This window comes from Hyphobacterium sp., assembly GCF_043584775.1.
Taxonomy (GTDB): Bacteria; Pseudomonadota; Alphaproteobacteria; order Caulobacterales; family Maricaulaceae; genus Hyphobacterium.
Map to the genome: position 1 here is coordinate 1,679,379 of NZ_CP121327.1, position 20,572 is coordinate 1,699,950.

Sequence of the window (20,572 nt, forward strand, 5' to 3'; positions counted from 1 at the left end):
TAGATCGTAATACTATACAATTCCGAGTGCTTCACACCGGCGGGGCGTCGGCATGACGCCACATATACAGCGCGAGATATGACCGATGCGGCGCAAAGCGTTCTGCCGTGCGGATAGTCTTCCGGCGCGGGCTTGTGAGGCGTTCCAGCGTCTTGCGCGCGGCGACATCACCGTCCGGCCAGATATCGGGTTCGCCGAAATAGAACATATTCATCATGTCCGCCGTCCACTGGCCGACGCCCCAGATGGCGGTGATGTGCGCCGTGCGATCCGCGGCATTCATCTCGCGCAGATGATCATCCTTCAACTCCCCGCGCCGGGCGAGGTCGGCAATCGCGCAAACGGTTTTCGTCTTGGCGCCGGAGAGACCGCAGGAGCGGAGCAGATCGGTATTGCTTTCGCAGAAATGCTCGGCCAGCGGCTTGCCGGCGGCGCTGTCTTCCACCCGGCCCCAGATGGTTTTCGCGGCCTTCACCGATAATTGCTGGCCGGTGATGGCGCGGCAGAGATAATCGGCAAAGGGCAGGTCAGCGCGGGATGACAGCTCGATCGGACCTGCGCGCTCGATTGCGGCGGTGAGTTCCGGGCCGAGCTCGCGGGCGGTGTCGATAAAACGGGCATGAATGGCGCGATGGGGCATGATGGAAGCCTAGCCAGAATAGCGCGCCTGCCAACTGCAAAACGGCCCAAGTGTCGCATTGTCCCGACATCCCAAATGACCTACCCGGAAATCATGTTGAGACGCATGTCTTCTTCTCGGGCACCTCTGGCGGCGCTATTCATGTCCCTTGCCTTTATGGCAATGGGGACGCGCGCCGCCCTGCCCGCTGGCTATATGCCGGTGTTTGGCGAGGACGGACGCATTTCCGTCGTGGTGTGTTCCGCCATCGAACGGCACGTCATCGAGATTGACCTGACCGGTGATGACCGCCCCGACCCGATAGCGGCTCAGGACTGCCCCTTCAGCGTAACGCAAATGGCGGCGCTGGATGCGACACCGCTCGGGTCACTTGCCGCCCCCTCCCTTCTTCACGCGCCGCGACACCCGGCCAGAACCGATACGATTGCCACGACGGCGCGTCTGAATCCGCAAGCGAGAGCTCCGCCGGCCGGTTTACGCGCGTCTATCTAAGCCTTTCCCGACCAAAATCTGATTTCGGCACGCCGGCCCGATGAGGCCGTGCTCGCTATTGCGGAGCTATCCATGTCTTCAATTCACGCTGCCAGCGTCAGTGCGCTGGCCCTGTCTGCTTTTCTCACGCCTGCTTTTGCCCAGAACCACGACACAGCCTTGCAGGATGTTATCACCGTCACCGGCATCCGGACGCCGACGGAGGTGCACGCAATCGTGCCCGATATGGAGCCGGATACCGGCCCGGACGCGGCGGCGCTGGCGGCCCGTTTGCCCGGCGCAGCCCTTATTGGAAACGGTGCCCTGTCCGGCCAGGTCCAGTATCGCGGCCTCTTCGGATCTCGGCTGAATATTCGCATCGACGGGCAGAATTTTGCCTCCGGCGGCCCCAATCTGATGGACCCGCCGCTTCACTATGCGCCTGCCCCTTTGCTGGCTGCGATCGAAGTCGACCGCGGCATTTCACCGGTCTCGGATGGTCCCGGCCTCGCCGGCGGGGTCAATGCCATCCTGAAACGGGTTGATTTTGTCTCTGCCGATGAGGCTTTCCGGCTGCGTTATGATCTGACCGCTGGAGGCCGCTCGGCGGACGCGTCCCTTTCTGTTGGCGGCATTGTCGGCACGTCCAGCGACACATGGCGGATGCACATTCTGTTCTCGAATGAGGAGGGCAATGATGTGGATTATCCCGGCGGTACAATTGGCGGCAGTGAGCACCAACGCACCGTCTATGGTGCCGGCCTGGGCTGGCAGTCAAACGGACACGAATTCGGCCTTGATCTGCGGCGGCAGGAAACCGGCGCCACGGGCAACCCGCCCTTCGCGATGGATATCCGTTATTTCAATACCGATTTCGCACGGGGCTTCTACGCGCTTCCAGCCGGTGAAATGACGCTGCGCTTCGAGGCCGGATATACGGCCGTCGATCACGCCATGAACAATTTCGATCTACGGCCCGCCCCGCCTGCCATGCAGCAGCGTGAAACCTATGCCAACAGCGAGAGCCGCACGCTGTCTCTGGACGCTGTCTGGCCGCAAGCTGGCGCTGAATGGCGCTTTGGTATTGACCATCAGGGCGATGATCATGCGACCCGGATCACCAATCCCAATGCAGCGGGCTTTTTTCTCGACAGCTTTCCCGCCGTCGAGATGCAGCGCACCGGCGCATTTATAGAATGGCGTGGCGAGGTATCGGGATGGGATGCCGAACTGGGCCTCAGAACCGATCTCCACAATGCCAATGCCGGCCTCGCCCGGACCGGCCCGATGGTCCCGGCCATGCCCGGAATGCTGGCCAATGCCTTCAACGCATCGGACCGCGATACTGACGATCAGACGCTGGATCTTGCCGCAAGGTTCTGGCGCCAGGAAGGAAACGTGACCTGGCGATTTACGCTGGCGCGAAAAACGCGCGTTGCAGGCTATGTGGAACGTTTCGCCTGGCTGCCGACTCCGGCCTCCGGCGGGCTGGCAGACGGCAACACCTATGTCGGCGATCTCGGTCTCGACCCGGAAGTGGCCTACATTGCTGAGGCCGGTTTTGACTGGACCCGCGACGGGGCCTATTTTCGACCGACCGCCTTCGTGCGGCACGTCGATGACTACATACAGGGCGTCCCGTTTGACGCTACACCGGGTGTGATCGACACCCCGGTCGAGATGGTCTCGAACATGAATGGCGATCCCACGCCCCTGCGGTTTGCCAATGTCGACGCCCGCCTCTACGGGCTGGATTTCGACTTCGGTTACGCCATTGATCAGAACTGGCGGTTGGAGGGTGTTTTCAGCTATGTCCGCGGGGAACGCCGCGATATTGACGACAATCTCTATCGTATTGCCCCGGCCAGCCTGCGCATGGCGCTTACCCGGGACGCGGTGAACTGGTCTGCGGGTCTGGAAGCGCTCGCCGTCGCCGAACAGGATGACGTCTCTGCCACAAATAGCGAAGCCAGAACTGATGGCTATGTCATTTTCGGCGCGTCAGGCGATTGGCAGATCCGCGAAGGTGCAACGCTTCTGGCAGGCGTGAGCAATCTCCTCGATCATCGCTATGAACGCCATCTGGCCGGATATAACCGCAATGCCGGTTCTGATGTTGCTGTTGGCGACCGCTTGCCGGGTGAAGGCCGCTCGTTCTGGCTGCGCCTGCATTTCCAGCGCTAGACGGAAGCCGCCCCGGAATTCCGGTTTCGGGGCGGGCACGGCCAGCCAAAGCGCAAGTTAGAGCATGAGAACTCCGAACTAATTTCCGTCCCGCCCCAGCCCTGAGCGCGTTTCATGTGAGCACGGCCCGTATCGCAGGCGGGGCTGACACGCGCCCGGGCCGCGCGCAACGGAAACAACCAACAAGATTCATTCCAATCCGATTTTCGATCCACAGGATCGAAAATTTTGCGAAGCAAATTGGTTTGGAATGGTGCGGACGGAGGGACTTGAACCCTCAATCCCTTACGGGCGACAGATTTTAAGTCTGTTGCGTATACCAGTTCCGCCACGTCCGCACAGGCGTCCTTCATAGCCGATCAGGCCGACAGGGAAAGAGCCGGATGCCGTGCCGGGGCGCTTTGTCGACGCCATCCGGTTGCCTGACGGATTTTTAATTTAATATATTTTGATATTTCGAATTATAAGCGGCGCATGAGCCATATGCACCCCCCTCTGGAATCCTACTGGATTCTCGATCCCGCCCAGATTGCGTGTCTCGCCTCTGCGCCGCGCATGACCATCATTGACCGGCTGGCGGCGGATGGCCCCTTGTCCGTGGATGATCTTGCGCGGGTGATCGGCATGAAGCAGACCGCCGTGTATCACCACATTCACAAGCTGGCAGCTGTCGGTCTTGTTCACGCCTCGGAGCGGCGTTTCATGCCCGGTGCGCGCAAGCCGCAGACATTGTATGCCACGCCGGCGCCGCGCATGCGGCTCGCGAAAGCGCTGCAGGCTCCGCAGCATCAAGCGGGCGTGAAGCGCTGCGCTGCCGCCATGTTGCGTCAGGCCGAGCGCGACTTTGCCGAAGGCTTTGATCGTGAAGCCGTTCATGAGGGTGCCCAGAGAAATCACGGGTTTTTCCGGTTGATTGCCCGGCCCAGCCCGGCGGCGATGGCCGAAATCAATGATCACCTGGACGCCATCGCCGACATTCTCTGGCGCTCCAACACCGACAATGGCGAACCCGTTGCGCTCAGCTGGGCGATGGCGCCCCTGTCCGATGAAACCGATCCCCGATCCGAAGAAGGTCAAAAACGATGAAACCACTTGCTCTTGTGTCTCTTGCCGCACTCGCTGCGGCCACGCCTGCGCTGGCGCAGGACGACCCCGCCATGCTGACCGCCATGGATATAATCACTGCGGACAATATCCGCGAGGACATCGCCGCCCTGGCCTCGCCCGCCTTCGAGGGTCGCGCACCCGGCGGCGTTGGTGAGGAAATGACCGTGAATTTCATTGCCGGGCAGTTTGCCCAGGCCGGCATCCGCCCGGCGATTGATGGCTCCTTCATGCAGCCCTTCGAACTGGCCGAGTTCCGCCCCGATGGTGGAGGCGAAATGTCGATTACCGGACCGGATGGCGACATCGCCTTTGAACGCGGCGCGGATTTTGTGCTGTATGCCGGACAGCCCGCCGAGACACTGCAGCTGGACACCTCGCGTATTGTCGTTGGCGGTTTTGGCATACGCGCCGAAGAAGAAGGCTGGGATGATTATGCCGGCATGGATTTGACGGGCGCGACCGTCATCCTCTTCCGCGGTGATCCCGGCACAGCCACCGGCAATGACGATCTCTTCGGCGGCAATGCATTGTCTGTGCACGGTCTGATGGGGTCGAAGGCGGATCTGGCCGCCGAGCTGGGCGCGGAGGCCGTCTTGCTCGTCCATACCGAGGCCAGCGCCGGCTATCCCTGGGAAACACTGTCCAGCGGTGGTGCGTCCGGCGTCCAGTATTCGCTGGATGATCCGGAAGCCGATCTCACCCTGTTTGCACATATCAGTCAGCCGGCTGCGGCGCGCCTGATGGCGGCGGTGGGCCTGGACTATGACACGGTGTATGCGGCCGCTGCCGAGCCGGGCTTTACCGCCATTGATACCGAATTGATGGCATCCGGCCGCCTGACCGGGTCGGTGTCATCAACGACGACGCGCAACGTGGTGGGCATGATCGAGGGCACGGGCGCGCCGGAGGAATGCATCGTCTATTCCGCGCACTGGGACCATATGGGCGTCAATCCGGATGCGCCGACCGATGATCACCTGTTCAACGGGGCGGTCGACAATGCCATCGGCACCTCCATGCTGATCAATATCGCCCAAGCCTTTGCCAGCCTGCCGGAAGCGCCGCGCCGCTCGATCTATTTCTTTGCGACGGCCGCAGAAGAACGCGGCCTTTATGGTGCGGAATATTTTGTCGACCACTCACCGTGCGAATTACGCAATATTGCCGGCGTGCTGAATATGGATGCCCACTTTCCCTATGCCGATCACTGGGGGTTGATGGTGGTGCCAGGGTTGGGCACGAATGACCTGCAGACCGCGCTGGAAAGCCCCGCCTCGCGCTATGGCCGCTATCTGATCGACGATCCCAATCCGGCGGCCGGCGGCTTTTACCGGTCCGACCATTATCCCTTCATCGAGGCGGGCGTGCCGGGCCTGTATGCGGTTGGCGCACCGACGCCCGAACAGGCCGCCGCCGATGACCGGATCAATCGGGGCTTCGCTTGGTATATGGCCAATGGCTATCACCACGCCGCCGATGAGATCGACCGGCCCTATGTCTGGCGGCTGGGCGGCGTGACCGAGGATGCCCGGATCTATTTCGAGCTCGGTTGGCAATTGTCGCAGTCCGGCGACTGGCCGAACTTCACCGAAGGCACGCCCTGGCGGGCCCTGCGGGACGAGATGCGCGCGGAATAGCTGTGTCCCTCCGCCGCTGATGAGGGCGCGGACCAGATCAACGGTCCGCGCCCTTTTTCATCAGCCGGGAGATGCCACTATCGCGCCGGGTCTTGCGCACCCGGTTTTAGCGGCGACTGGCTGTCGGCCCGGTCCGCCGCCTCTGCGAGGCTGACAAATTCTGCGCGATAGCCGAATTCATCCTCGCCGAGGAAACGATCCGCCAGCCGCGCCACGCGGGCATAGTCAAACGCCTCGTCGGCGATGTATTCATCGCCGCGCAGAAGCTGGGCAAAGCCGGCGACCGCGATCGAAAAACCGACATCGTCGCTGATCGCATCCACGCTTTCCACCTCATTGGCGGTGGTGATCGGGAATTCGATCAGACGGCTCTCATCTTCGCCCGGCATTTTATAGCGGACGCGGAAGAAGCCGTATTCGTTGGAAAATTCGGTCTCGGTCTCAACGCCTTCGGCGTAGCGCAGCGGCTCATTCAGAAGGGCCGGACTGTCCGGTGCCGTGATCTCATAGATTGCGGTGACCGAATGGCCGGAGCCGATTTCACCGGCATCGACTTCATCATTGTTGAAGTCTTCGCGATTGAGCATGCGGGTTTCATATCCGATCAGGCGGTATTCCGCGACCAGCGCCGGATTGAACTCGATCTGCAGCTTCACATCATTGGCGATCGGAAAGAGCGCGGATGAGGCTTCTTCCACAAAGAAGCGGCGGGCCTCCCGCTCGGTGTCGATATAGGCAGCGATGCCATTGCCATTCTGGGCCAGGGTCTGCATCAGCGCATCGTTATAATTGCCGCGTCCGAACCCCATGACCGACAGATAGACGCCGCTTTCGCGCTCGCGGGTGACGAAATCTTCCAGCCGCTCGTCCGAGGTAATGCCGACATTGAAGTCGCCATCGGTGAGCAACATGACGCGGTTGACGGCGTCTTCGTCAAAATGTTCGCGGGCAAAATCATAGGCCAGGCGCAGGCCTTCACCGCCCGCCGTCGAGCCTCCGGCTTCCAGCATGCCCAGCGCCGCATTGATGCAATGCCGGTCGGATCCACGCGTGGGCTCGAGGATCGCTCCAGCCGCCCCGGCATAGACCACGATGGAGACGGTATCGTCATCATCGAGATTTTCGACCAGCATCTGCATGCCCTCGATCGCCAGGGGCAGCTTGTCTGGTGAACCCATCGAGCCGGACACATCCACCAGCAGCACCAGATTGGCGCGCGGGCGCTCCTCGCGCGGAATGTCGTAGCCCTGAACACCGATATGCATCAGCTGGGTGTTCTCATTCCAGGGGTTGGGCAGGACGGTGACATTGGCCGCGAACGGTGCATCCCGGTCCTCCGGCAAATCGTAGGAATAGTCAAAATAATTGACCATTTCCTCGATCCGAACGGCATCCCGCGGAGGCATGTTTCCGTCGGTGAGATAGTCGCGCACAACGGCATAGCTGGCCGTATCAACATCGACAGAAAAGGTTGAAACCGGCTCTTCGGACACAAGCACGACATCATTGCGCTCGACATCGCTATAGCGTTCGCGGTCGATATCGCCGGGCTCCGGTTGCGGTTGTGTTTGAGGGCCGACAAGCCCCACTTCTCTAGATGCCGAGCCCGAAAGGGGCTGGACTGCCGAAACCGAATCAAACTCGCTGCGTTGAATTCGGCTCCCGGTCACGATCACCCTGTCATCAGAGGCTTCCTGCGCGGCGGGTGGTGGTGGCGGTGGTGGAGCAGGCGGTGGTGGTGGCGGCGGAGGGGGCGGCGGCACAGAGCCATAGGTCGGCTGCGGGCGACCGCGTCCACGCTCATTGCTGCCATAGCCGCGATTGGCGACCAGTGTGGGGCATTGCGCAAAAATATCCGCAGGCCGGGCATCGTCATCCTGAGCGGTGACGGCCAAAACCGGCGCGGTCTGCATGGCGGCGAAGGCGAAAGCCCCGGCCACTGTCGTGAGTAGAAGCTTCTTCGTCATGGTTTTCCCTTTGTCCCCTCCCCGATGGACTCAACATTCCCTCGCATGAGGACTATCGTCAGACGGGAATGGGGCAATGATGGGGCAGATCGAATTTCGGCAGATCGCGCGCCCAATAGATTTGATAAAAAACGCATTTAGGATTCCCCAATGATAAAAAACTGGCTCGACAATCAAAGAGATAAAGCGCTTTTCGTTAGCATGACCCGGCGCGGAACAGTCTTGCCAGAAGAGCGCGCTAACAGCGTCGATGTAACAATATTCAAAACCGAGCAGTATCGTCTTTTGTGGAGAATTTATTACTTCGCAAGCACGGTCAAAGACGGAAGCGATCTCGATTTCCAGAGGGAATCGAAAGAATTATACAGTGTGATTCCGGAAAATGTGAAAGGTGACAGCAACGTCTCCTACCTCCAATATTTTTGGATTGCCTTTTTATCTGGCCTGAAGAATCCGCCTGCCTGGCTAGAGGCCAACACAGTCGAGGTGATGTGGGTTCATATTTTTGTCAGTCGCGCCATTAAAAACACTTTTATGCTTGGCCCATTGCCGGACGATAGCTAACGAATTCGGGCAACCACCTCCACAATTCATCCGCCGCCAATCCGCCGCAATCCGGACGCCAGTGTGGCCGCCGATTTCCCTTGCTGACAAGGTGATTCAGGCAGATCATGGGTGCCGGTCGAAAGTATGCCGCCGGGCGGTCCGGTGGTTCTGAAAGGACGACCGCTACATGAAATTCGCCCTGTTTTCTGCATCTGCCCTGATGGCTGCAGCCCTGTCTTTCCCGGTCATCGCGGAAAGCCTTTCCAGCACAATCACCTTCGTCAATGCGACCGGCCAGGACGTGGTCGAGATTCACACGACTCCGTCCGCGACAGACGGCTGGAGCGGCAATCTGATCGCTGATGGCGCTCTGACCACCGGTGGAGAAATTGCAACGCTGGTCGTTGCCGATACCGATCATTGCTTCCACGATTTCCGCTTTACGCTGGCTGATGGCAGTGTCGTGGAAGAAGTCGAAATCGACGTGTGTGACCTCGACGGTCAACTGTTCGAAATCGCTGTGCAAGCATAAGCCAGACGGGCAATCTCTAAAGGCGCAGGGCCTCACCGCCCTGCGCTTTTTTATTTCGCATCCGGTGGATCAATGACCGGCTTGCCGCCGACGGAGCGGGACAGATCGGCGAGCTTTTCGACCACCTCGTCCAGCATTTTCTCATCGGTTGCGCGCGCGACCAGATTCGTGCCGCGCTGGATCTCACCATCCGATCCTTCATAGAAATAGGGATAGGAGCCAATCGAGACGGCGGGATATTCGCTGGCCAGAACGCCCAGTCCTTCCGCCAGATCGCCCTCGCGTAGCCCGCCGGTCGCGACCGTACGCGAAAGCGTCACCGCTCCGCCCTCAATGCGATGCGCGACATCCTCCAGCATGGCGCGGGCGATCTTCGGCACACCGGCCAGAGTGAAGACATTCCCGGTCTGGAAACCGGGCGCGCCCGTGACCGGGTTCCTGATCAGGATGGCGTCTGAGGGCACACGCGCCATACGCTTGCGGCTCTCGGTCAGCGGCGTCTTCGTTTTGGCGTACCACTCTTCGATGATGGCCAGCGCATCGTCGCGGACATCGACGGTCTGGCCAAAAGCCGCGCCGATGGCATCCGCGGTGATGTCATCATGCGTCGGGCCGATCCCGCCGGTTGTAAAGACGTAATCATATTTCGCGCGAAGATGATTGATCGCCGCCACCATTTCGTCCGGCTCATCCGGTACAATGCGGCATTCGGCAACCGACACACCGAGCGGCGCGAGGAATTTTGCGATTTCGGAGAGATTGATGTCGCGCGTTCGTCCGGACAGAAGTTCATCGCCAATCAGCAACACTGCTGCCCTGACCTGTTTTGTGTCGCCCATCATCCACCCTTTCATCCGTTCGCCGCGACGGATATAGGCAATGGTCATGACCAAGGCCAAGACATTTGACGGCTGGGACCTGCCCTCGCCCTTCATTCACCGCATTATCGCGACCACAGCCGACGAGGACGAGTTCGACCACGTCAATAATGCGCGCTATCTGACGTGGGGCGACGAAACCGCCTGGGCTCATTGGGATTTTGATGTGCCAGAGCATCCGCGCACCGAATTTGTCCGCTATGAGCATGGCATGGCGATTGTGCGCTCCGAGTGCGATTATCTGGGCCATTGCCATGCGGGCGACGCGCTGGATTGCGCGGTCTGGATCACGAAGTCCGATGGACGGCTTCGCGCGGAACGCCGCTATCAGTTCCGTCGGGCGGATACCGGACAGACGATTTTTCGCGCCCGGATGGATCTGGTCTGCTTCAAACTGCGCACGGGGCGGCCGACGCGCATGTCACCTGCATTGGTAAAGCACTACCGCGTTCTGCCGGACATCGAAGACGCTCTGATGACGGAAAGTTTAGGTGCCAGCGATTGATGCTCTATCTATCGCGACTATAGTGCCGAAAAATTTGTCCAAGAGGTCTCTCCTGTGAAACTGTTTACCCGCCTGGCTGCCGCCAGCCTGTTCGCCCTCATTCCGGCTACGGCCTGCGCCCAGTCCGCCGAAGAGGACTTTGTCCCGGACATCCCGTCGTCCAACATTGAAGCGCATATCCGTTTCCTGGCCCATGACATGATGGGTGGCCGCGCAGCGGGTTCTGACGGCTATGACATCGCCTCGAATTATGTCGCCTCGCAATTCCGCCTGATGGGCCTGGAGCCAGCAGGCGAAAATGGCGGCTATTTCGCCGAAGTCCCGATGCAGGTCATGACGTCCGTTGCATCTGGCGGCACGCTGGTCATCGGCGAAGGCGACGACGCGGTCGCTTTGCAGAATGGGCACGATCTGATCATCGCCGGCCACCCGGTTCTGGATGAATCCTCGATCACAGCCGAAGTCGTTTTCGTGGGCTATGGCCTGTCTCTGCCGCATCATGGCTATGATGATTATGCCGGCGTCGATGTGGAAGGCCGCATCGTGGCCTATTTCGGCGGCGCGCCGGACATCATGCCGTCGGACGAACGCTCGCATCAACAACGCACCTCCACCAAGCGCGAAACCGCGGCCCGTCATGGCGCGATTGGTTATATCCAGCTGTCCGGAACGGCCGCAGAGCAATATGCGCGATTTGCCGAGCGCGCGGTCAGCGCCTCTAACATCACGCTGGCTCCGGAAGGCGCAGAGCCAGCCTATAGCGATCTTCTAGTCGGTGCGGGTGTGGCACTGGAGGGTGCACAGGCATTGTTCGCCAATTCCGGCACGACGTTCGAGGCCGTCGCAGAAAGCCTGCAGGCGGGCGAGCCGGCCTCCATGCCGCTGAATATCACGGTCACGATGACCCAGGAGACCAGCCGCGAGCTCTTTGTCGACAACAATGTCGTCGGCATGATCCCCGGATCAGATCCTGAACTGGCCGACGAAATCGTCGTCCTCACCGCCCACCTCGATCATGTCGGTATCACCGATGCCGACGGCGTTTCCATGACCGGCTGCCGCTCCAACAATGAAGAAGACCGCATCTGTAACGGAGCCGTGGATAATGCGTCCGGTTCGGCGATCATGCTGGAAACGGCACGGACCTTCATGGAAACCGGCGCTCCGCGCCGCTCCCTGTTGTTCGTGGCGCTGGCGGCGGAAGAACAGGGCCTTCTGGGCTCTGAATATTTTGCTTTCCACCCGACGGTTCCGGCCGAGGCCATGGTGGCCAATGTCAATCTGGACATGCCGGTCATCGTTTATGAATTTTCCGACGTCGTCGCCTTTGGCGCGGAACGCTCATCGCTGGGTCCGATCACTGAACGGGCCGCCGCCCGGATGGGGATTGAGGTCAGCCCGGACCCCCTGCCCGAGCAGAATCTCTTTATCCGCTCGGACCACTACAATTTCGTGCGCCGTGGCATCCCGTCCGTTTTCCTGATGACGGGTTTTTCCTCACCCGATCCGCGTTGGGATGAGGGCGAAGGTTTCATGGGCTTTCTGTCCACGCATTATCACCGTCAGTCCGACGAGCCAGATAGTGATGAGGAAATGGTCATCCTGTACGAACAGGGCGCGAAATTCGCGAATATCAATTTCCTGATCGCGCGCGAGATCGCCAATAACGATACCGCGCCAACCTGGAATGAAGGTGATTTCTTCGGCGATTTTTATGGTTCGGATCGCTAGGGAATAATTCCTGAATGCCGAATGACAGGCGCGCGGCGTTTCAAACGCCGCGCGTTTTGTTTATATGGAAGCGGAACAGGGCACAGGACAGGTCATGAATCTGGCATATGACGTTCAGGATGACGGCGCGGACGAGGTTTCGCGCGACGGTCGGATCAAGCTGCACGGCGCGGATGGCTTTGCGGGCATGCGCAAGGCCGGTCACGCAGCGGCGGCGGCGCTGGATCACATTGTCCCGATGGTCAGACCCGGCGTGACGACCGAAGAAATCGATGATGCCGTGCGCAATTTCATGTTCGAACAGGGCGGCGTGCCGGCCACGCTCGGCTATCGCGGCTACACCAAATCCTCCTGCACTTCGATCAATCACGTTATCTGTCACGGTATTCCGGGCCCGAAACCCTTGAAGGACGGCGATATCGTCAATATCGACGTCACCATCCTGCTCGATGGCTGGCATGGTGATACGTCGCGCATGTTCATTGTCGGCGAACCGCGCCGCAAGGCCGAGCGACTGGTTGAAGTCACCTATGAAGCGATGATGGCCGGCATAGCCGAGGTCAAACCCGGTGCCACGCTGGGTGATGTCGGCGCGGCGATCCAGGAAATCGCCGAGGCCAATCGCTGTTCAGTGGTTCAGGATTTCTGCGGGCACGGCATTGGACGCCTGTTTCACGACAGCCCGAATGTGCTGCACTATGGCCGCCGCGGCGAAGGCGTTGAACTGAAGCCGGGCATGTTCTTCACCATCGAGCCCATGCTGAATCTGGGCCGTCCGGACGCCAAGGTCCTGTCCGATGGCTGGACCGCCGTCACACGGGACAAATCCCTGTCGGCGCAGTTTGAACACTCGGTCGGGGTGACAGAAGACGGGGTCGAAATCTTCACCGCCTCGCCTGCCGGGCTCGACTGTCCGCCTTATGCGCCATAACGCATGACGGAAAAGGCGGCGACACCCCACCATGCGGGACATCGTGACCGCCTCAGAGCCCGCTTCGCCAAGGCCGGCGGCGATGCGCTCGCCGACTATGAACTCCTCGAACTCTTCCTGTTCCGCTCCATCCCGCGCCGGGATGTCAAGCCGCTCGCGAAGGATCTGATTGCCCGTTTCGGCGATCTGGGCGGGGTCGCGGCGGCATCTGTCGAAGCCCTGACCGAGCTCAAGGGCGTCTCGGAGAAGACGGCGATTGATCTGAAACTATTGCAAGCGGCCTCCGCCCGCATGGCACTGGAAGGCGCGCTGGACCGGCCCGTCATTTCGTCCTGGTCATCGCTCATCACCTATTGCCGCACCGCCATGCAGCACGAGCCCGTCGAGCAATTCCGGGTATTGTTTCTGGACAAGAAAAACCGGCTGATGGCGGATGAAGTCATTTCCAAAGGCACGGTCGATCAGGCACCGGTCTATCCGCGCGAAGTCGTCAAACGCGCCCTCGCCCATGAAGCCAGCGCCATCATCCTGGTGCACAATCACCCCTCCGGCGAGGTTACCCCCTCGACCGCAGATATCGAGATCACGAAGACGATTATTGATGCGTCCAAGCCGTTCAACATCGTCGTCCATGATCACCTGATCATTGGCCGCGAAACGACGGCGAGCTTCAAGTCGCTGGGGTTGATCTGACACTTCCACCCAGCCGATACTCAGCGAACCGCTACCGCGTTTCAAACACGCGCCGTCATCGTCCGGCTTGACCGGACGACCTCACCGGTTTTGAGATCCTCCGGTCAAGCCGGAGGAAGACGCAGTGGGAAACGGGAGCCATTCACCTCAGGCCGCTTGCCGCCCTCCCCCGTGCCGCCTAACAATCGCGTATGAGTTATAAAAACTATTTCACCCATCTTGAGTGTTCCGCCACGGGCGAGCGCTATGAGAAGGACCGCCCGCACAATCTGTCCGCCGCCGGAAAGCCCTTGCTGGCGCGCTACGATCTGGCGAAAGCCAAATCCGAGATCGACCGCGATGAGATCTGGGTACGGGATGGCGGTTTCTGGAAATGGCGTGAGCTTCTGCCCGTCGCCCGTGATGAAGATGTGCTGCGGCTCGGTGAAGTGGATACGCCGCTGATCGATATCCCGGTCGCTGCGAAAATGGCCGGGGCGACCGGCCGCGTCATCGTCAAGGATGAAAGCCGTCTGCCGACCGCCAGCTTCAAGGCGCGGGGCCTCGCGCTGGGCGTTTCCATGGCGAAGAGTTTTGGTCTCAAACGCCTCGCCATGCCGACGGCGGGCAATGCGGGCGCGGCCATGTCCGCCTATGCCAAGCGCGGCGGGATGGAGGCCTATGTCTTGTGCCCGGAAGATGCACCCGAAGTGAATATCCAGGAGACCTGCCTGCAGGGCGGCAAGGTGTTTCGCGTCAACGGTCTGATCCATCATTGCGGCGCGCTGGTCGGTGCGGGCAAGGAGGCGATGGGCTGGTTTGATCTCTCCACACTGAAGGAGCCCTATCGCGCCGAAGGCAAGAAGACGATGGGGCTGGAGCTCGCCGCCCAGCTGGGCTGGCGACTGCCCGAAGCGATCTTCTATCCTACGGGCGGCGGCACGGGCCTGATCGGCATGTGGAAGGCCTTCGACGAGATGGAAGAGCTCGGCTGGATCGGGCCGGAGCGCCCCAAGATGTTTGCGGTCCAGTCCACAGGCTGCGCGCCGATCGTGAAAGCCTTCAATGAAGGCGCGGACCATGCCGAGGAATGGATGGACGCCGACACGATGGCGGCGGGCATGCGCGTGCCCAAGGCTGTCGCCGACTTCCTGATCCTGCGGGCGGTGCGCGAGAGTGGCGGCGCGGCGCTGGCCGTGACGGACGAGCATATCCAGCGCTGCTGGCACCGGATCGGCGCCGCAGATGGCTTGCTCATGGGGCCGGAAGGCTCGGCCACCTATGCCGCCATGGAAATGGCGATGGCCGACGGCTTGATCGAACGCGACGCTGATGTCGTGCTCTATAATTGCGGCTCGGGCCTGAAATTCTCCATGCCGGATACGTCGCGAAAACTGGATCGTCACAACGAGATTGATTGGAAATCTTTATGACCCAAGCTGAAAAAGCCCGCGCCTTTCATGCCCTGCACAAAAAGGGCGCCCCGCTGGTGCTCTATAATGTCTGGGATGCGGGCAGCGCGAAGGCGGTCGCCGAAGCCGGCGCAAAAGCCATCGCGACCGGCAGCTGGTCAGTCGCGGCTGCGCAGGGCTACGAGGACGGGCATGCGCTGCCGAAAGACACGCTGCTGGCGGTTGCCGCGCGGATTACGGCCAGTACCGACCTTCCGGTCAGCATCGATTTTGAAGGCGGGTATGCGAAACGGCCGGAATTTCTGGCCGCGAATATCGCCGGTCTGATCTCTACCGGCGCGGTCGGCCTCAATTTCGAGGATCAAGTGGTCGGCGGCGAAGGCTTGCACTCGATCGAGGATCAGGCCCACCGGATCGCCGCCATCCGCGCGGTGGCCGACGAGACCGGTATTCCGCTCTTCATCAATGCGCGCACGGATGTTTTCCTGAAATCCGATCCGGCCAGCCATGCCGATCACATGAAGGAAGCGACCGATCGCTGTGACGTGTATGCCGAAGCGGGTGCGAGCGGGTTTTTCATTCCCGGCCTCACCGATCCGGACCTGATCGGCCGGATCTGTGCCCACACCAAACTGCCCGTGAATGCCTATATGAAAGACGGTGCGCCGTCGATTGCCGAGATGGCGAAGCTGGGCGTTGCCCGGATCAGCCATGGTCCTGCCCCCTATCGCGAGGCCATGCGTTCGCTCACCGAGCGGGCGGCAAAATTGTATATCTAACCCCCTCACCCTGATCGCTCATCGCTTCGAGATTTCGCGCGCCTCCCTCTCCCTCGAGGGAGAGGGAAAGGGTGCGAGCCCTGCAAGGGCAGAGCGCCCGAGGGTGAAGGGGCAGGCCTTGACCTCCCCCCGCCCCGGGAGCATTAAGCCGCCTTCCTCGCAGACAGGAGCGCTTCCCGCATGATTCCTCGTTACACACGGCCCGAAATGGCGGCCATCTGGTCACCGGAAAACAAGTATCGCATCTGGTTCGAGATCGAGGCGCATGCCACCGACAAGCTGGCCGAGCTGGGCGTTGTGCCGGAAGCCGCGGCGAAAGCCGTCTGGAAGGCCAAAGACAAGACATTTGATGTCGACCGGATCGATGAGATCGAGGCCGAGGTCAAACACGATGTGATAGCCTTCCTCACCCATCTGGCTGAGCTGGTGGGCGAGGATGCCCGCTATGTGCACCAGGGCCTGACCTCATCGGATGTGCTGGATACGTGTCTGGCCGTGCAGATGCGAGATGCCGCCGATATCCTGATCGCCGGTGTGGACCGCGTCATGGCAGCGCTGAAATCCCGTGCCATGGAGCACAAATTCACCGCCTGTATCGGCCGCAGCCATGGCATCCACGCCGAGCCGACGACGATGGGCCTGAAATTTGCGCGCTTCTACGCCGAATTTGCCCGCAACCGGGCGCGTCTGGTTTCCGCGCGCGACGAAATTGCGACCTGCGCCATTTCCGGCGCCATCGGCACATTCGCCAATGTCGATCCGGCAGTTGAAGCGCATGTCGCCGAAAAGATGGGGCTGTCCATCGAGCCCATCTCCACGCAGGTCATTCCACGTGACCGGCATGCAAATTACTTTGCCGTTCTGGGCCTGATTGCTTCAGCGATTGAAAACATCGCCGTCGAGGTGCGTCACCTCCAGCGCTCGGAAGTGCGTGAAGCGCAGGAGTTTTTCTCCAAGGGGCAGAAAGGCTCGTCGGCCATGCCGCACAAGCGCAATCCGATCCTGACAGAGAACCTCACCGGTCTGGCGCGCCTGGTGCGCATGGCGGTTGTGCCCGCAATGGAAAACGTCGCGCTCTGGCACGAGCGGGACATCTCCCACTCCTCCGTCGAACGCGGCATCGGGCCGGATTCGACCGTCCATCTGGACTTTGCCCTGCACCGCACCGCCGGGATGATCGAAAAGCTGATCGTCAATGAAGATCGCTGCCGGGAGAATCTCGAAGCCTATGGCGGCATCCACAATTCCCAGCGCATTCTCCTGGCCCTGACACAGGCCGGCGCGTCCCGCGAGGACGGATACCGCTTGGTCCAGCGCAATGGCATGAAAACCTGGGATGAAGGCGGACGGCTGATGGACCATCTGAAAGCCGATGCCGACGTTGGTAAATTCCTGTCGGATGAACAAATCGAAACTTGTTTTGATGAGGCGTACCACCTCAAACATGTTGAAACGATTTTCGCGCGGGTCTTTACAGACTGACAGACAGGAGAAGCGGCGTGTCCAAATTCTCGGATCATATCGACGACCGGATCGCCGACTTCATCAAGGCCCAGAAAATGTTCTTCGTCGCCACCGCGCCGTCGAGCACGGATGGCCATGTGAATGTGTCGCCCAAGGGTTATGACAGTTTCCGTATTCTGGGCCCGAACAAGGTCGCCTATCTGGACCTGGGCGGATCGGGTATCGAAACCGTAGCGCATCTGCGTGAGAATGGCCGCATCACCTTCATGTTCTGCGCCTTCGAGGGCAAGGCCAACATCCTGCGTCTATATGGCAAGGGCGACGCGATCTGTTTTGATGATCCCGGGTTTGCGGACGCGCTGGCGCAATTTCCGGACTTTCCGAAAGCGCGCGCCATCATCACCGCCAACATCACGCGCATACAGGATTCCTGCGGCTGGGGCGTGCCATTCTATGACTTCGCCGGGGAACGCGATCAGCTGATCCGCACCAATGAACATCGCAGCGATGAGGAATGGCGGGAACGGCGCTATGCCTCGAACGCAAAATCGATCGATGGCCTGCCGGGGCTGGTAAAACCGTGAGCGATGAAGCCGAGATCCGCGAGGTCGTCCGGGCCATTTATGCGATGATTTCCGGACCGGCCGGCCCGCGCGACTGGTCTGACCATTTCGAATACTTCCACCCGGATTGCCGCCAGATCCGCACCGGCGTGGACGACAACGGCAAACCCTGGGCCGTCATGCTCTCGCCCGACGAATACCGCGAAAATACGACGGAGCATTTCAACGAGAATGCATTCTATGAGATCGAACTGGCCTGCGAAGTCCGGGTCTTCGGTAATATGGCCCACGCCTGGTCCAGTTATGAGGCGCGCACCGACCTGGATAGCGCCGAACCGGAACGCCGGGGCATCAATTCCATCCAGTTTTATAAGGATGCAGGCGGCAAATGGCGCATCATCTCGATGATCTGGGATAATGAGCGGGACGGTTTGAACCTTCCCGCCAATATGCGCGGCTAGTTCGCCTTCGACTTGACCTTGTGCACGCCCAGCATGTCAAAGACCGCTTTCTCGTAAAACGGCTCTCCGACACCGTTGCGGATCTTGCCGAGGAAGTATTTTTCAAATGCGACCTTGGCCATGTGGACCCAACCGCCTTCGGCTGACCAGTTTACATTGCGCGGCGGGATTTGCGGCATGGCGACAAAGCCGACACCACCATCGCCAAAGTCCGCAATACAGACCGCATTCCAGGTGGCCTCATGGCGCAATTCCTCACCCTTGATCAGGCAGCGGATATTCTTGGCCGCGGCATGCACCATGGATTCAATCATGAAGCCGGTTTTCGGAACGCCCACCGGCACGGCGTAGGTCTCGACCGGGGCAATGGCGACGCACACGCCCACGGAGAAGACATTCCTGAAGGTCGGATTTTGCTGGGTTTTATCGGCAATGACAAACCCGCGCGGATTGACCAGGCCTTCTATGTCGCGCACGGCCGGAATGCCACGGAAGGGTGGCAACATCATCGAGTATTTGAAGGGCAATTCATGGGTTTGCTTGACCGAGCCGTCAGGATTGACCTCCTCAACATGCATCAGTCCGGCCTCGACCTTCTTGACGCGCGCAGAGGTGATCCACTTGATATGCCGGTTGCGCATTTCGCTTTCCAGCAAGCCCTTGGTATCGCCAACACCGTCCAGGCCGAGATGGCCGACATAGGGCTCCGAGGTGACAAAGGTCATCGGGACCTTGTCGCGAATCTTCCGTTTGCGCAGATCGGTTTCCATGATCATGGCAAATTCATAGGCCGGGCCAAAACACGACGCGCCCTGCACCGCTCCGACAACAATCGGGCCGGGATCCTTGACGAAATCATCCCAGACCAGTTTGGAGTCTGCGGCATGATCGACATGACAGACCGATTGGGTATGTCCGCCGTGCGGCCCCAGACCCTCGATTTCGTCAAACGCGAGCTCCGGACCGGTGGCGATGACCAGATAGTCGTAGTCTACGGTTTCGCCATTCGCCAGAAGAATAGAGTTCTGGTCGGGCTGAACCTTCTTTGCGGCGGCATGGATGAAGTTGATCTTTTTTTTCGCGAACATCGGGACCAGATCGACCTTGATGGCGTCGGGCTTGCGCCAGTCGACAGCCACCCAGGGATTGGACGGTGTGAAATGAAAGGTCGCCGAGTCGCTGATCACCGTGACATTGACGTCTTTCGAGAGTTCCTTGCGCGCTTCCAGCGCCATCGGAACCCCGCCCAGACCTGCGCCCAGAATAACTACATGTGTCATGATTTCCTCCCGACAGGCCGGACTGTCCCGGCGGCTTATTTGCCCGCGACCTCATCGACCGCGGTACAGAATTCCGATTTCAGATGGTGCAAAAGGCCGATGCAGCGCTGATCGGCGATGGAATAGAAAACCTGCAAGCCGTCCTTGCGGCCCCGAACCAGTCCGTCCTGACGCATCTTGGCAAGATGCTGGGACATGGCCGATTGGGAAAGGTTCGCAATCGTGGTCAGTTCCGCCACGGTTGCCTCGCCCAGCGCGAGCCGGCACAGGATCAGCAGCCGCTTCTCATTTGCAATCAACTTCAGGAAGCCGGCGGCTTCTCCCGCTTGCTCCTGGAGCTCGCGAATGGAGGGGTCTGCTATCGAACTCATAATTCATCCTTATTAGTTGACACTAATGTAGCTATTGCTTATTTAGCTGTCAATCATATAGTTTCAGAACCGGAGAAAGCCATGTCTGTTCAGGAAATCAGTCCGCAAGCGACCGCCGAAGCGCTGAAAAGCGGCAAAGCCATTCTCATCGACGTGCGCGAACCGGGCGAATTTGCCGCCGAGCGCATTCACGGCGCCCTGCTCCATCCGCTTTCGACCTTCGATCCCAAAGCGCTTCCGATTGACACCTCACGAGACGTCATCCTGCATTGCGGATCGGCCAAGCGGTCCGGTGATGCTCTGGCGCGCTGTGCCGAGGCAGGCGTCCCGATCACGCGCCATATGGCGACCGGATTGATGGGCTGGAAAGCTGCGGGTCTGCCAACCATTGCAGTTGACCCGGCAACCGGCCGCGTTGTCGATCCGCAGAAAGGCTGAGCG

The 20,572-nt window shown here is 60.2% G+C and carries 21 protein-coding genes and 1 tRNA gene; 16 read left to right on the forward strand and 6 right to left on the reverse strand.

The features are described from left to right. Positions 1-31: 31 nt before the first annotated feature. Positions 32-640: a DNA-3-methyladenine glycosylase family protein gene (locus tag P0D52_RS08360; RefSeq protein WP_394692204.1), complete on the reverse strand. Its 609-nt coding sequence runs from the start codon at positions 638-640 to the stop codon at positions 32-34. Positions 641-781: 141 nt separating this feature from the next. Here P0D52_RS08360 and P0D52_RS08365 point away from each other — a divergent pair, with 141 nt between their 5' ends. Both P0D52_RS08365 and P0D52_RS08370 read left to right on the forward strand, forming a co-directional pair. Next, positions 782-1,132 (forward strand): hypothetical protein, encoded by a 351-nt coding sequence (locus tag P0D52_RS08365; RefSeq protein WP_394692205.1) that lies wholly within the window; start codon positions 782-784, stop codon positions 1,130-1,132. 72 nt (positions 1,133-1,204) lie between these two features. Beyond that, entirely contained in the window at positions 1,205-3,295 is a 2,091-nt protein-coding gene (locus P0D52_RS08370; RefSeq protein ID WP_394692206.1) for a TonB-dependent receptor, read from the forward strand. Positions 3,296-3,546: 251 nt separating this feature from the next. Here the strand turns inward: P0D52_RS08370 and P0D52_RS08375 are convergent. After that, a tRNA-Leu gene (locus tag P0D52_RS08375) sits at positions 3,547-3,633 on the reverse strand. Positions 3,634-3,769: 136 nt separating this feature from the next. Between P0D52_RS08375 and P0D52_RS08380 the strand changes: the two genes are divergently transcribed. Further along, positions 3,770-4,381 (forward strand): helix-turn-helix domain-containing protein, encoded by a 612-nt coding sequence (locus P0D52_RS08380; protein ID WP_394692207.1) that lies wholly within the window; start codon positions 3,770-3,772, stop codon positions 4,379-4,381. Then, positions 4,378-6,039 (forward strand): M28 family peptidase, encoded by a 1,662-nt coding sequence (locus tag P0D52_RS08385; RefSeq protein WP_394692208.1) that lies wholly within the window; start codon positions 4,378-4,380, stop codon positions 6,037-6,039. The genes P0D52_RS08380 and P0D52_RS08385 overlap by 4 nt, the downstream gene beginning before the upstream one ends. A 77-nt stretch (positions 6,040-6,116) precedes the next feature. Here the strand turns inward: P0D52_RS08385 and P0D52_RS08390 are convergent, their stop codons facing one another. Further along, a complete protein-coding gene (locus P0D52_RS08390; RefSeq protein ID WP_394692209.1) occupies positions 6,117-8,006 on the reverse strand; it encodes a von Willebrand factor type A domain-containing protein in 1,890 nt (629 codons plus the stop codon). A 150-nt stretch (positions 8,007-8,156) separates the two neighbouring features. Between P0D52_RS08390 and P0D52_RS08395 the strand changes: the two genes are divergently transcribed. Next, a complete protein-coding gene (locus tag P0D52_RS08395) occupies positions 8,157-8,570 on the forward strand; it encodes a hypothetical protein (RefSeq protein ID WP_394692210.1) in 414 nt (137 codons plus the stop codon). 169 nt (positions 8,571-8,739) lie between these two features. Beyond that, on the forward strand, positions 8,740-9,084 hold the full coding sequence (locus P0D52_RS08400; protein WP_394692211.1) for a hypothetical protein: 345 nt from the start codon (positions 8,740-8,742) through the stop codon (positions 9,082-9,084). A gap of 50 nt (positions 9,085-9,134) precedes the next feature. On the opposite strand, the gene P0D52_RS08405 is transcribed toward P0D52_RS08400, so the two are convergent. Next, positions 9,135-9,971, reverse strand: coding sequence for a competence/damage-inducible protein A (locus tag P0D52_RS08405; protein ID WP_394692212.1), 837 nt, complete (start codon positions 9,969-9,971; stop codon positions 9,135-9,137). On the opposite strand from P0D52_RS08405, the gene P0D52_RS08410 reads away from it, so the two are divergent. From P0D52_RS08410 to P0D52_RS08450, 9 genes are all read left to right on the forward strand, one after another. Then, positions 9,970-10,467: an acyl-CoA thioesterase gene (locus tag P0D52_RS08410; RefSeq protein WP_394692213.1), complete on the forward strand. Its 498-nt coding sequence runs from the start codon at positions 9,970-9,972 to the stop codon at positions 10,465-10,467. The two genes, P0D52_RS08405 and P0D52_RS08410, sit on opposite strands and share 2 nt — an antisense overlap. A 54-nt stretch (positions 10,468-10,521) precedes the next feature. Then, on the forward strand, positions 10,522-12,198 hold the full coding sequence (locus P0D52_RS08415; protein WP_394692214.1) for a M28 family peptidase: 1,677 nt from the start codon (positions 10,522-10,524) through the stop codon (positions 12,196-12,198). Between the two features lie 94 nt (positions 12,199-12,292). Next, positions 12,293-13,129 carry a type I methionyl aminopeptidase gene (gene map / locus P0D52_RS08420; RefSeq protein WP_394692215.1) on the forward strand — a complete coding sequence of 279 codons (837 nt, stop codon included), beginning with the start codon at positions 12,293-12,295 and terminating at the stop codon, positions 13,127-13,129. Positions 13,130-13,132: 3 nt separating this feature from the next. Then, a complete protein-coding gene (radC, locus tag P0D52_RS08425; protein ID WP_394692216.1) occupies positions 13,133-13,822 on the forward strand; it encodes a DNA repair protein RadC in 690 nt (229 codons plus the stop codon). A 191-nt stretch (positions 13,823-14,013) separates the two neighbouring features. Continuing rightward, a complete protein-coding gene (locus tag P0D52_RS08430) occupies positions 14,014-15,234 on the forward strand; it encodes a threonine synthase (RefSeq protein WP_394692217.1) in 1,221 nt (406 codons plus the stop codon). After that, positions 15,231-15,992, forward strand: a complete 762-nt coding sequence (locus P0D52_RS08435) for an isocitrate lyase/phosphoenolpyruvate mutase family protein (protein ID WP_394692218.1) — start codon at positions 15,231-15,233, stop codon at positions 15,990-15,992. The genes P0D52_RS08430 and P0D52_RS08435 overlap by 4 nt, the downstream gene beginning before the upstream one ends. Positions 15,993-16,172: 180 nt before the next feature. Continuing rightward, a complete protein-coding gene (purB, locus tag P0D52_RS08440) occupies positions 16,173-17,474 on the forward strand; it encodes an adenylosuccinate lyase (RefSeq protein ID WP_394692219.1) in 1,302 nt (433 codons plus the stop codon). Between the two features lie 17 nt (positions 17,475-17,491). Next, positions 17,492-18,040, forward strand: coding sequence for a pyridoxamine 5'-phosphate oxidase family protein (locus P0D52_RS08445; protein WP_394692220.1), 549 nt, complete (start codon positions 17,492-17,494; stop codon positions 18,038-18,040). Next, positions 18,037-18,480: a hypothetical protein gene (locus tag P0D52_RS08450; protein ID WP_394692221.1), complete on the forward strand. Its 444-nt coding sequence runs from the start codon at positions 18,037-18,039 to the stop codon at positions 18,478-18,480. Before P0D52_RS08445 ends, P0D52_RS08450 begins: the two co-directional genes overlap by 4 nt. Here P0D52_RS08450 and P0D52_RS08455 read toward each other — a convergent pair. Together P0D52_RS08455 and P0D52_RS08460 are read right to left on the reverse strand one after the other, a co-directional pair. Beyond that, a complete protein-coding gene (locus tag P0D52_RS08455) occupies positions 18,477-19,760 on the reverse strand; it encodes an NAD(P)/FAD-dependent oxidoreductase (RefSeq protein WP_394692222.1) in 1,284 nt (427 codons plus the stop codon). The genes P0D52_RS08450 and P0D52_RS08455 overlap by 4 nt on opposite strands. A 35-nt stretch (positions 19,761-19,795) precedes the next feature. Then, positions 19,796-20,131: an ArsR/SmtB family transcription factor gene (locus tag P0D52_RS08460; protein ID WP_394692223.1), complete on the reverse strand. Its 336-nt coding sequence runs from the start codon at positions 20,129-20,131 to the stop codon at positions 19,796-19,798. Positions 20,132-20,212: 81 nt separating this feature from the next. Between P0D52_RS08460 and P0D52_RS08465 the strand changes: the two genes are divergently transcribed. Continuing rightward, complete coding sequence (locus P0D52_RS08465; RefSeq protein ID WP_394692224.1) at positions 20,213-20,569, forward strand: rhodanese-like domain-containing protein; 357 nt, start codon at positions 20,213-20,215, stop codon at positions 20,567-20,569. The last annotated feature ends 3 nt before the right edge of the window (positions 20,570-20,572 follow it).